5 protein-coding genes and 2 pseudogenes are annotated in these 12,237 nt (G+C 70.0%); 2 read left to right on the forward strand and 5 right to left on the reverse strand.

Annotated features, from left to right (window positions below):
- The first annotated feature begins 61 nt into the window (after window positions 1-61).
- Together ACIP5O_RS23400 and ACIP5O_RS23405 are read left to right on the forward strand one after the other, a co-directional pair.
- Window positions 62-1,711, forward strand: coding sequence for a restriction endonuclease fold toxin-2 domain-containing protein (locus tag ACIP5O_RS23400; RefSeq protein ID WP_401296348.1), 1,650 nt, complete (start codon window positions 62-64; stop codon window positions 1,709-1,711).
- Window positions 1,712-1,790: 79 nt separating this feature from the next.
- The gene (locus tag ACIP5O_RS23405) at window positions 1,791-2,243 is read left to right on the forward strand and encodes a hypothetical protein (RefSeq protein WP_401296350.1); all 453 of its coding nucleotides are present in this window, start codon (window positions 1,791-1,793) and stop codon (window positions 2,241-2,243) included.
- Between the two features lies 1 nt (window position 2,244).
- Here the strand turns inward: ACIP5O_RS23405 and ACIP5O_RS23410 are convergent, their stop codons facing one another.
- The 5 genes and pseudogenes from ACIP5O_RS23410 to drmD form a co-directional block, all read right to left on the reverse strand.
- Complete coding sequence (locus tag ACIP5O_RS23410; protein WP_401296352.1) at window positions 2,245-3,105, reverse strand: helix-turn-helix domain-containing protein; 861 nt, start codon at window positions 3,103-3,105, stop codon at window positions 2,245-2,247.
- 236 nt (window positions 3,106-3,341) lie between these two features.
- A pseudogene (locus ACIP5O_RS23415) lies at window positions 3,342-3,543 on the reverse strand (DUF397 domain-containing protein).
- A 2-nt stretch (window positions 3,544-3,545) separates the two neighbouring features.
- A pseudogene (locus tag ACIP5O_RS23420) lies at window positions 3,546-4,247 on the reverse strand (DUF5753 domain-containing protein).
- A 511-nt stretch (window positions 4,248-4,758) separates the two neighbouring features.
- Entirely contained in the window at window positions 4,759-8,970 is a 4,212-nt protein-coding gene (locus ACIP5O_RS23425; protein ID WP_401296354.1) for an Eco57I restriction-modification methylase domain-containing protein, read from the reverse strand.
- The gene (drmD, locus tag ACIP5O_RS23430; RefSeq protein ID WP_401296356.1) at window positions 8,967-12,209 is read right to left on the reverse strand and encodes a DISARM system SNF2-like helicase DrmD; all 3,243 of its coding nucleotides are present in this window, start codon (window positions 12,207-12,209) and stop codon (window positions 8,967-8,969) included. The genes ACIP5O_RS23425 and drmD overlap by 4 nt, the downstream gene beginning before the upstream one ends.
- Window positions 12,210-12,237 lie beyond the last annotated feature (28 nt).

Consider the following 12,237-nt stretch of genomic DNA (forward strand, 5'->3'; position numbering starts at 1 on the left):
TAGAACTGTCTTCGCACGGTCGATTGTTCGCACCCGCGACGCGGGGCACGGGAGGGGCGAAGTGACGAGCGGACTGGCGCCACACCTCAAGTTCATCGCCGAGGGAATGATCAAGGGCGCGATGGGCCTGACCGACACCATGCGGGGGGCTCGGGACACCGCCATCGCCCTGTACCACGAGCTGGACCGGCAGCGCGGGATGGCAGGGGACGACGACGCGGGGCGCGCGTTCGCGAAGGTGTATCGATCGGCGGCCGCCGCCACGCTGGACAAGATCGGCTCCAGCTCGTACGTGCTCGGCGAGGCCGGCCGCGGGCTGATGCGCAACGCCCGTGAGTTCATGGCCCAGGAGAGCGCGGTCGTGGCCGCGCTCCTCGGCAGGCAGGCCGATCTGACCGCCGGCATGGGCGACCCGGGGGACGGCTGTCCCGAGAACTACCTCGGCCTGGGCCGCGAGCTGCCGGAGACGGTCGGCGAGACCGCGTGGTACGAGCAGTACGCCCCCGGCGGCGGCAGCGACCGCTACCGCGGATCGCCCGAGAAGCTGCGCGAGGTGGCGGGGTCCTGGCGCCGCGGGGGCAGGCTGATGCTGCGGTTCCTGGAGGACGCCCAGGCATCGGCCATGACGGCCGACAAGGCGCACTCGGGTGAAGCCGCCGACGCCTTCCGGACGTACTTCAAGATGTCCGTCGGACTGACCTGCCCGCCCGGCCGGGTCCAGGAGGACGAACCGCTCGTCGCCAACCTCGTGGCCGCCTGCAACGAGATCGCGAAGGCCTGCGACCGGTACGCCGAGCACGTCGAAGCGGCCGAGTCGGCGATCCGGCAGCACAAGCTGGACCTCTTCGCGATGGACATGCCCTGGGACAGCCCGATGTTCGGCGGGAACGGCTTCGACGGAGGTCTGCTCGACGCCGTCCTCGGCGACCCGTGGATCCGTCGTCTGGGCGAGGTGGGGCACGCCCTGGACTCGGCCGAGAAGCGGGTACGGCTGCCGGAGGGCGGGAAGGGGCCGAGCGCACCGGGTCTGCCGTTCCTGCCTCCGCTGATCCCCGTTCCGGTGCCGGTACCGGTGCCTGTGCCGCTCGTCCTCGCCTCGTACACCGGCGGGATGCCGGGGATCGTGCCCGCGGTCTACCGGGACCCCGATCCGGGCATCCCGTGGCGGGACCCGATTCCGCCGGCCGCGGCGCCTCCGCCACGGTTGCTCACGTCGGAGGAGCGGAAGGACTTCGTCGGCTGGGTCAACGGCCTGAAGCCGGCGGGCTTCGGGGGCAAGCCGGATGCCACCAGTCCGGAGAACGCCTACCAGCTGAGGATCGCCGGCTACCCCGAGCGGATCATCCCCCTGCCCGCCGACTACGAGAAGCCCGCGATCGGCGCGGACGGCATGCGGCCCGCCGACGGGATGATGGTGGACGCCAAGTACGTCAAGGACGCCGACGACGACTGCCGGAAGAGCACCTGGCGTCGCCAGTCCACGTTCGAGATCGAGGACGAGTACAAGGAGGACGGGACGAAGAAGTGGAACAAGAAGGACGTCCTCATCGGCAAGGACGAGGGTGAACTCGAGAAGTACCGCCAGGCGATGAACGAACACGACCAGATCCGGGGCCTGGAGATCGTCACCAACGACAAGGAGGCCGTGCCCTACTGGCAGACGCTCATGGCCCTCCAGCAGGTGCCCGGTACCGCCCGCTATGTGAAGTGACACCGGGTTCGCCGACCCCGAGCCCGCCCCGTTCCCCTTCCCGTTTCCCCATACCGCCCCCTCCCCTAAGGACCTGCCCGTGGCGCACGATGACGACGACCGGACCACCTTTCTCTTCTACGCGCCGGAACGGCAGCCGCACGCCTGGTCCCTGGACCTCGCCGGTCTGGGCGAAGCGCTGCGGCAGTCGTTCACCGAGGCCCGCTACAAGGTCCGTCAGGACCACACCCATCAGGGCGAGCCGTACCTCTCCTTCTGGGCCGCCACCGACGACGGCGCCGAGTACGACGGCACGGCCACCGTCCACGGGCGGGACTGCGTGGTGCTGGCCGACACGACGGCCGGTGAGGCCGCGCCCTTCCTGATCTGGCTGCGGGACGACCACCTGCCCGCTCCCGATCTGATCCGCTTCAGCAGCGAGGCGGCCGTGGACCAGGGCATCGAGACGGACTGGCGCCTGCCGGGTGCGGGCGATGCGGAGCGAGTGGCCGACGAGCTGCGCCATCACCTGGCGGTCGTGGACAGGGCCTGATTCACGCGGCGGCCTCTCGACAGTCCCCGCAGGAGGCGTCCGGGTCGTGGCTGCGGAAGGCCCGCTCACAGCCGTCGCAGGTGACGAGGGGCGCGGGGCCGGACGGCCGTGGCTCCTCCGCGGGCAGGGGCGGCGGGAGGAGATGGCCGAGCCGGAACTCCAGGAACCGGGCCGGGTGGTGGATCGGTACGGGCCCGGGCGGAAGGTTCGCGGTCAGGGTCCGAGTGATCTGGGCGGGCGTCGCGGCGCGGGAGAGCCAGGTCTCGACGGCGGGCGCGAGGCGCTGGACGTCTCCGGCGGAGAGCAGCAGCCGGGGGTCGGCGAGGCGGAGGCGGGCGAGGAGGTCGGCGGCGGGGCCGGTGGGAGGTTGCGGCGGCTCTGGACGGGCCGAGGGCTGGGGCTGCGCCTGGGGATCGCTCGGTGCGGGTGGGGCCACAGGGGCGGAGGCAGGCGCGGGAGCCTGCGCGGGGGCCGGTTTCGGCCTCGGCTCCGGTACGCAGCCGGGCTTGTCGTACGCGAGCGTGCGGGTGGCGAACCTGCCGCTGCCGAGGGGGATGCGGGGGCGGGCGATGTATCCGGCGCGCTCCAGTTCGTTCAGGGCCCGGCGGATGGTCGTCTCGCCTTCGCTGAAGTGGAGCGCCAGGGCTTTGGCGGTCACGGAGACGCCGTCCGGGAGCGACTGGATGTAGACGGCGATGCCGATCGCGGCGGCGGAGAGCTCGGCGTGCTGGGCGAGGTGGTTGCCGACGACCGTGAAGCGCTCGGTGTGGCGGTGCCGGATGTGGATCACGCCGGAGGGCGGGGCGTCGGCGGGGAGCTTGGGGTACGCGGATGTGACCGCGTTAGACTGCGGGTCAGCCATCGGGAAGGTCTCGCTTCCTGATCGGTCAGGCCCTCGTCAGGATTGCCGTCCTGCCGGGGGCCGAATGCGTGTATGGGGTTATGTTGGGGCCGACCGTACCGCACCTGTCCGGTTTCCGGACGACCCGTCACCCGTTCGAGTGAGGAAGGGGATTGGTTGGGTAGGTTCTCACCCGGTTCTCTTTCTTTGGGTGACGCGGGCGACCGGGACGCGCGGGAGCGCGTCCCGGTGGGGGATCAAGCGTGCTTGATCGCCTCGACGAAGGCAGCCCAGGCGGGGGCGGGAATGAGGAGGGCAGGACCGACGGGGTTCTTGCTGTCGCGGACGGGGACGATGTGGGGGGATGTTGTCAGCGATCTCTACGCAGTCGCCGCCCTGCCCGTTGCTGTAGGTGCTCTTGCGCCACGCGGCGCCGCTCAGGTCGCGGCGTGCGGCCATGCTTAGTACTCCTCCATGACGGAACAGCTCACATCCAGCGACGACTCGGGGGCGAGGGCCTTCGCTTGCAGCAGATCGTAAGCGAGTGCGTATTCGGCCACTTCGTTCTGGCCCCCGACGAGTTCACGGGAGTGCGGGCTCTGCGTGTACGCCACATCCGGCCCTTTTCCGAAGCCGAGCAGTGTCAATGAGCCGCCTATGACGGGATGTTCCCCCGCGCTGAACGGCAGCACTTGAAGAACCGTATGCGGTGACCGCGCGAGGCTCATGAGCGACGCAAGCTGCTCGTACATGACGCCAGGGGAGCCCACAGGGCGTCGGAGAACCGCCTAGTCCAGGATGCACCAGAACAGCGGTGGGCTACTCCGACGCATGATGTCTTGCCGATCGATGCGCGCGATGACGAGCTTCTCGATCTCCTCGTCCGTGTCACGGGGGCAGCTGGTATGGAGCAGAGCGCGCGCGTATGCCTCCGTCTGCCACAGGCCGGGCACGGCCTGCGCCATGTACTTGAGCCTCTTGATCGCTTTGCGCTCCAGCGCCATGCACTTACTGACCCAATCAGGGAACGGCGTCCGATGGATGTGGCCCCATAGGTCCGTCAGGTCACCGTCGGCACCCAGGATCTTGTCCAGCTTGGCGTCCACATCCTCCGGCGGGACCTTGTTGCCCAGTTCGAACTGAGCGATCCGGCTGTGCGTGATGGGGACCTCGGCACCTAACTGGCGCTGGGTGAGCCCGGCTCACAATCGGAGTTTGCGCAACTTCGCGCCGTAGAGGGCCGCGAGGGAGGCCGATGGGTCGAGTTCCTTCGGTGCGGACACTGGCGGTCCCCCGTTTTCGCTCTGTGGTTCCGAAAACCGTTACCCCTAGTGGCCGTAGCCATACGCATCCATGATCGTCACGGGAAGTCACGGACGACGAGGAAGGTGCGCGGACTATGGGAACGGCGAGTCAGGGGACGACTGTTGAAGCGATCGCGGACGCGAGGGCCGCGCGGGACGAACTGCGGCAGGCGCTGACGGAGGTGGACGTGCTACTGCCGTCCCTGGGGCTGGACGCCGTGTCCCTGGCCAGCGCGTACGGGCCCGTGCTCGTGGACCTCGGGCGGTGCCGGCCGGATGTGGCGAGGCGGCTGGCGTCGGTGTTGCGGGGGCGTGCGGGGTGAGGGTGGGACGGCGGCGTCCTGGAACGCCGCCACCCTTCTTCTGCGGGTCAGAACAGGCTCGGCGGTTCCTCGGCAGGAGGCTTCGGCTTCCGCTTGACGGGGGCCGCCGCCTTCTTCTTGGCGCCCTTCTTGTCATGCAGGCCGGCCGCGACTTCGGCCGCGTAGCGACGCTGGTTCTCTTCGAGGAGCCGGTCGAGGATTTCCTGACGGACGACGGGGCCGACGGTGTAGCGGGGGCCCTGGCGTGTGTCGTGGAAACCGTGGTCGAGCCCGCCGGGCTGGGTGAGGAGGTCGTCCCATCCGTAGGCGCGGGCAACTTCTTCGTCGATGGCGCGGTGGATCTCGCGGAGTTCGGCGATGTCGGGGTCGGTGCAGGTCTCGTCGTGGACGAGGTTGTAGGTGGCGGTGAGCCCACCGCGATGAAGCATGATCTCGCAACGGCGGGTGTCGAGCTGGTCACCCAGCTCGCGGAGGGCGGGGGTGAGTTCGGGGCGCACGAAGGTCTCGAACACATCGGAGGGCGTGTAGCGGAGGTCGCCCTTCATCGTGGATCCGCGACTGATAGACCACCAGTAGTGCGGGGCACTGCTCAGCAGAGCCAGCAACGCGGGGTCATCCGAAGCGAATACACCAAGCATATGCGAGAAGACCTGCCCTGTCGGCGCCATGACCGGCATCGCAACCTTGCTCACCAGGGCAATAGCAAGCACTCTTCGGAGCCCACTCACAGCCTCCAATCGAGCCGGCCCTCGCTCAGCAAACTGCCACCAGCGCTCACGGTAGACTTTTCGATTGCTGCGGTCACGATCAGGCTTCACAAGCCGACGAACCTGTTCATAGGCCACGCCATACTGCTTGGCTTCATCCTCCGGCCAGTTATGGAAGTCAATAACCCAGCGACTCGCCGAACTGTCCGGCCTTGAGTTGAGGTCCTGTCCGTTGAGATACGGGAACAAAACGTTGGCGTATCGCGGATCCTCAGAGATCAGGAACCGGGCAGCCTCCGGTTCCATAGTGAATCCAACCCCAAGAATCACAGCGCCTTGGAAGCAAATCGCCCGGTTCTCGGCCAGGCGTTCCGGAAAGCCGATTACACGGGAAGCGGCCTCCAAAGACGGAGTGATCCCGGCCACCGAAACTCCGTCAGCAAAGCGCGAGACCTCCTCAGCCATCTCAGCCCTAGTCGTCCAGACCGCGCAGTACTCGAGCATCGCGCTTCGCGAAGGCCACGGAGCGCTCTTCACGGACTGCCGGATCTCGACCCCATCCGCAACCAGCTGGTCAAGCCCCACCTCTCTCGTGTCACCCTGCGCAAGCGTGTTCGTAGCAATCAGTCCGGTTTGCCCACCCTGATTCAACATTACATGCGCCCGCAGAAGGAAGTAAGCCACCAAGTCGGCATTCCCTCGGGCATCATTTCCCAACGCTCCAACCAGATGCTCACGATAGGCTGACCCGAATGACCCAGTCAGTTTCTTGCCACCCAGGAACGGCGGATTCCCCACCACCGCGTCGAACCCGCCCCGCTCCTCCCACACCTCCGGGAACACCAGCGGCAAGTGCACCGGCTCCCGGTCGAACGCGCCCTCCGGTTGCCCCGTAGCCAGCCACCCCCGCGCCAGCCGCTCCGCAGCCCCCAGCTCCTCCGCCTCGGCGTCACCCTCCGGCGCGTCCGCCACGTTGTGCGCAGCGGTCACCGCCTCGAACGACAGGCGGTCCTGCTCCTTCTCTCCGCGCCCCGCGCTCGCGAGCGCCGCGCCCACCACCAGATCCGCGTACACGCTCGCCTGCCGGGTCTTCTCCCTCACAGACGCCAGAATCGCGCGCTTCTCCACCAGCTGTTCCAGGCCCATCCCCGGGATGCCCGCCAGCTTGCGGCGCTCGTCGGCGACCTCCGTCACCACCCGCCGTACGCCGCCCGTGAAGTCGATGCCGTCCCCGTGGAGCTTCCGCCCCCTCACCGGGTCCAGGTGCATCGCCTCCAACTGGTCCACGGATGTGACGCCCAGCAGCGAGTCTCCCGCCACCAGCCTGTCGTCCAGGAACGTGAACGGGCGCTCCCGGTCCATCGAGACCAGCCACAGCGACAGCTTCGCCATCTCCACGGCCATCGGGTTGATGTCGACGCCGTACAGGCAGTGCTCTATGACCTGCCGCCGCGCCTCCACCATCACCGGGTCCGCCTCCGCGTCCACCGCCGAGGCGGACAGCGACTCCGCCGCCTCCAGGTAGGCGGCGGCCCGCGCGTCACCCTCGCGGCTCCAGGCTTCCACCAGCGCGTTCGCCAGGTAGCGGCACGCCGCCACCAGGAACGCCGCCGAGCCCATCGCGATGTCCGCGACCTTCAGCTTCAGCAGCTCGCTCGACGGCTTCGGGCGCCACTGGGTCCTGTCCGCCGTCTGCAGCGGGCCGTACTCGTAGATGAGCGGCTCCAGCGCCCCGTCCGCGACCTGCTGGGCCAGGGTCTTCGGGGTGTAGTGCGTGCCCGTGTTCTTGCGGAGCGAGGACTCCGTCACGTACAAGGCTCCGGACTGAATCACGACCGGGAGGCCGCGCAGGTCCGGGCGGATGATGCCCTGGAAGGGGAGCAGCCGCTCGGTGAGCTCCGCGTCGCCGCCGGTCGCGGCGAGGAGCTTGCGCCGGGCCTCGCCAAGTGCCGGCTCGTCCAAAGGGGCCAGCGCCTTGGTCACCTTGGCCGCCGCGCCCAGACCGGTCGTCTTGTTGTACTCGTCCGCCAAAGCCGCGCCCAGGCCGTCCCCGTGCGTGCGGGCCAACAACTCGAGGCGGGTCAGGAGGACTTCCGCCTCCAGACCCGGCTTGCCCGCCAGGCCCACGATCGTGTCCTCGGCGCGTCGGCCCTGGTAGGAGAGCAGGCCCTCGTACACGTAGCCGATCTGCTCGACGTCCAGGGTGCGGAAGGTGAGGCGGCGGCGCTCGCGCTTCTTACCCGTCCCGATCGAGACGTACTGGACGGACTGGAGCATGTGGAGCACGGTCCGATCGTCGATCGGGAGCGGGTCCGTGGGGTCGTCGGCGCCCGTGCCGCGGCCTTCGAGCCAGGGGAAGGCGTTGGGGTCGAAGATCGAGCCGTCGTAGGCGTGCATCGGCAGCGACGGGTGGTCGACCCCGCCGTAGACCGCGTTGAAGAGGGCGATGAGCCGGTGCCAACCGGCCCAGGAGAGCTCCAGGTCCTCCTCGGTGGTCTCGGCGGCACGGTCCTCGAGGTCCTTGCTGAGCCGGCCGGCCGAATAGGACTGGACGTACAGCTCGTTGTCGCTGGGGAGGAGACCGCGTTCCTCGGCGAAGAGGAGGAAGACGACGCGCATCATGATGGCGACGGCGCCCCGGTAGACGTCGTGGGCGGGGACCTCGGCGAGTCCGCGGCGGCCTTCGGCGCGTTCGTTGATGTCGGCGCGGCCGATGGCCTCGACGAGGAGTTCGACGGCCTGGCGGACCTGGACGCCGAGGGCGTCGGTGACGTCTTCCTGGCTGTCCAGGGACTCGCGGAGGAGCGGCAGCAGCATCTCGTCGTCCTCGACGGAGAAGAAGCGGCGGCGGCTGAGGAGCGAACGGAAGGCGCGGACGACCACGCGTTCGGCGGGTGCGGGCCAGTCGACGGTGTCGAAGACGGCGGAGGTGGTGACGCCGCCGCGCGGCGCCCACACCAGGGCCCACCAGCGGCCGTCGGTGACGAGGCCGAGCTCGATGCCGTGGTGGCGGCAGAGGTGGGCCATACGGTCGATGGGGGTGGCCGACCAGGTGGAGGTGGGAACGCGCTTGGCGGGGTGCTGGCCGGCGGGGACGGACAGGCCGAGGATCGCGCAGTCGGCGACCAGGGAGGCCGTGTCGGTGGCCGTGCTGCCGGGCTCCAGGAGGGCGAAGGTGGGGGCCACCCGCTCGCCGTCGTGTTCCGGGATGTCGACGGCGAGGGGCTCGGTCAGGCTCTCGCCCGTCCGCAACGCGTCCCCCCAGCCGAGGAGTTCGCCGAGGACGAAGGCGGTCCACGCCTCCTGGCCGGCCACCGGGTCGGAGAGCCAGACGCCGTGTTCGTAGCGGAGGCTCGTCCGCAGGGGCTTGTCGATCGCGTCGAGCTGCGGCCAGGCCTTGAGAAGGACGGGCAGCGTGAGGAAGGGGCCGGACACGTCGACCAGGCTGAGCCAGCCGAGGTGCTGCTGCTTGCCGTCGGGAGCCGCAGGGCGGAAGGCTCCGCCGCGGGCGCGGCCCCGGCCGCCGGCGCCGTTCGTACGGTTGGTGCTCACTTGACGGCCTCCCGGCGGGGAACGACGAAGACGACGGCGACGGGGAAGAGGAGCGGCTTGGGGTCCGCGTAACGCGCGGCGACGGAGGCGAGTTCGCGCTCCTTCTCGCTCTCCAGGGCGTGGACGCGCCGCTCCCAGTTCTCGCGGTCGCGGCGCTGCTGCTCGGCCTCCTCGAACTCCAGCTCCAGCTGGCCCTCCTCGGTGTCCGTCCTGCCGATGGCGGCTCGCAGGGAGTCGCGGAAGCGGTCGATCTGGGCGGAGATCCGCTCCGCCTCGTCGCGGCGGCGGTTCTCCAGTCGGCTCTCCAGGGCGGTCTGGCGGTTGCGGGCGCGCCACTCCAGCGAGGAGACGAGGCCCTCGCCCACGTGGGGCCAGGCCGCGGTGAGCCGGTCGCGGAGCAGCGGGGAGGCCTGGGTGGAGTCGGTGAGGGCGTCGTCGAGGATCTCGCGGACCGTGGTGACCTTCTCCAGGCGGCTGAAGCGGGCCGGGGCTCCGGCCTCCTCGCGGAGCCAGCCGCCGGCCTGGAGCACCTCCTCGTGGAGGCGGATGCCGTCCGCGCCGACGAGGACGAAGCGGGCGAACGCGCCGACGAGGGTGGTCTCCAGCTCGGGGTGGTCGCTGACGACAGCGGCGACCCGGGCGAGGCCGGCCTGGTTCTTGTTCCACACGGCGGCGCGCAGCAGGCGCGTGGACATGGAGACCAGGGGGTGGCCGAGGTGGGCGAGGACCACGTCGTCGCGACCCTTCGCCGAGGCCGCGTCGAAGGTGATGGGGCGCTGGATCTCGGGGCGCAGTTTGTCCGCCAGGCCCTGCGTGGCGCGCTCCCAGGAGCTGGTGAGCGTGGGGACCTCGTAGAAGCCGTCCGCACGGCCCCGCTCGTCGGGGACCGGGCGGATGTCGTGCTGGCGGGCGAGCGGGAGGGCGGTGGAGACGACCCGGGCCACCCTGCCCGGGGTGATGCCGAGCGTGTCGACCGTGGCCTCGACCTGCTCCTTGAGGCGCTGGGCCTGGGCCTGGGCGTCGCGCTCGGCGACGACGTTGCCGCCGCGCCGGGCCTTCCTGTTCGCGTACATCTCGGCCCGGTCGACGTCGAAGTCGGCGCCGAGGTCGCCGGTCATCCGCCGCTGGACGGCCTCGGCGAGGACGGCGTTGACCTTGCCCAGGTCCTCTTCCATGCGGGCGACCTTGGTGGCGACGCGAGCGAGGAATTCGAGGTCGGCGTCGTAGGTGTCGAGGGTCTTGTCGAAGCCGCTGCCGACGAAGTGCACGATCTGCGGCGCGGCGGTCTGGCCGTAGCGGTCGATGCGGCCGATCCGCTGCTCCAGCTTGTTGGGGTTGAAGGGGATGTCGTAGTTGACCAGGCGGTGGCAGTGCCGCTGGAGGTCGATGCCTTCGCCGGCGGCGTCGGTGGCCAGCAGGATGCGGACGTCGTTCTCCGTGGGCTCGGCCTGGAAGGCGAGGCGGAGCCGCTCGCGTTCCTCGGCGTTCATGCCGCCGTGGAGGAGGGCGACGCGGTCGCCGCCGAGGCCGTGGTCGCGGAGGAGGTTCTGGAGCCAGATCTGGGTGTCGCGGTACTCGGTGAAGACGACCACGCGCTCGTTGAGCCAGTGCCCGCCGTCGGCGGTCAGGCACTGTGCCTTGAGGTAGCCGATCAGTTCGCGGGCCTTGGAATCGGCCTGGGCCTGGTGGCGGACGGCCCACTCCCGCATCTGCTCCAGGAGGCCCGCCTCGTCGCCGTCGGTGCCGGGCTGGAGGGTGGTCGCGCGGGCGATGGCGTCGTCCTCGGCGTCCGCCAGGGGCTCGTCGTCGTAGTCCGCGTAGTCGTCGAAGAAGGTCTCCTGCCAGTCCTCGATCTCCTCGGCCGCCTCCTGCTTCCTGGTCCGCAGGGTCTCCAGGTAGACCTCGATGGTGCGGGCGAAGGCGTCCGGGGAGGAGAAGAGGCGCTTCTTCAGGAGCAGGGTGACGAGGTCGGCGGCCTTGCGTCCGCCCTTGAAGCGGGTGCCGAGCTTGGCGCGGCGCAGCGCGGCGTACTCCTTGAGGAGCTGATGGATGCGCCGCTCGTCCTCGGTGTAGTCGACGGGCAGCGCCTTGGTCCCGCGCTTCAGGAAGCGGCGTTCGCCGGTCTCCGGGTCGCGGATGTCGTCCTTGAGGCGGCGGACGACCGTGTCCTTGACCGCTTCCGGGTCGGGCTCGACGCCCCGGGCGAAGCGCTGGCCGTCGATGATCTCGAGGAGGGCGGTGTACGACTCCTGGTAGCCGTTGTGCGGGGTGGCGGACAGGAAGAGCCGGTGCTCGAAGTACGGGGCGAGACGGCGGATCAGCTTGGTCTGCTGCGAGTCGACGGGGTACAGCTGCTTGGGCGCGGAGGGGGCCACGTGGTGCGCCTCGTCAAGGATCAGCAGGTCGAAGGGGCGCTTGGCGGGTACGGCGGTGTCGGAGTCCTGGGCGGGCAGGACCTCGGAGAGCAGGCGCTGGGCCTTGGCGCCGCGCAGCCAGGGGAGGCTGACGATCGACAGCGGGTAGATGTTGAAGGGGTTGGCGGCGCTTCCGTGGGTGCGGCGGACCTCGGCGCTGCGCTCGGAGTCGATGACCGTGAAGTCCAGGCCGAACTTCTCGGCCATCTCGTCCCGCCACTTCACGGTGAGACCGGCCGGGCAGACGATCATGATCTTGTGGGCCCGGTTGCGGAGCATCAGCTCAAGGGCGACGAGGCCGGCCTCGATCGTCTTGCCGAGGCCGACGTCGTCGGCGAGGAGCAGGTTCACGCGGGGCGCCGCGACAGCCCGGGACACCGGTTCGAGCTGGTAGGGCTCGATGGCGACGCCGGACCGGAAGGGCGCCTGAAGCGTCCGCACGTCCGCCGAGGTGACCGCCGACCAGCGGACGGCGTCGAGGAAGGCGGCGAGACGCTCCGGCGGGTCGAACTTGCCGGCCGAGACGTCGGGGAGGGAGCCGGCGGGCAGCCTTCGCCGCCCCGGCTCGACCTCCCAGATGACGGAGAGGGTGTCGTTGTAGCGGCCCTCCTCGACGCTGTTGAGGGTCACGAGCGAGCCCGCGCCGGGCCTGCCGGTCCCGCCCGTGTCCGCCCCGCCCCGGTCGACCTCGGCCACGACCCAGCGCAGGCCCCGGACCTCGACGAGGTCGCCGATCTCGGGGACCGCCCGCTCGTCGCCGGCCTCGGCGCTGCGGCGGACCGCCCGCTGTGCCACACCCGCCAGGTCGGTGGTCGGCGTCGTCATCGCTCTCCGCACTCCTCTTACCGCCCCG

The organism is Streptomyces sp. NPDC088915 (genome assembly GCF_044749825.1).
In the GTDB taxonomy this organism is placed as follows: domain Bacteria; phylum Actinomycetota; class Actinomycetes; order Streptomycetales; family Streptomycetaceae; genus Streptomyces.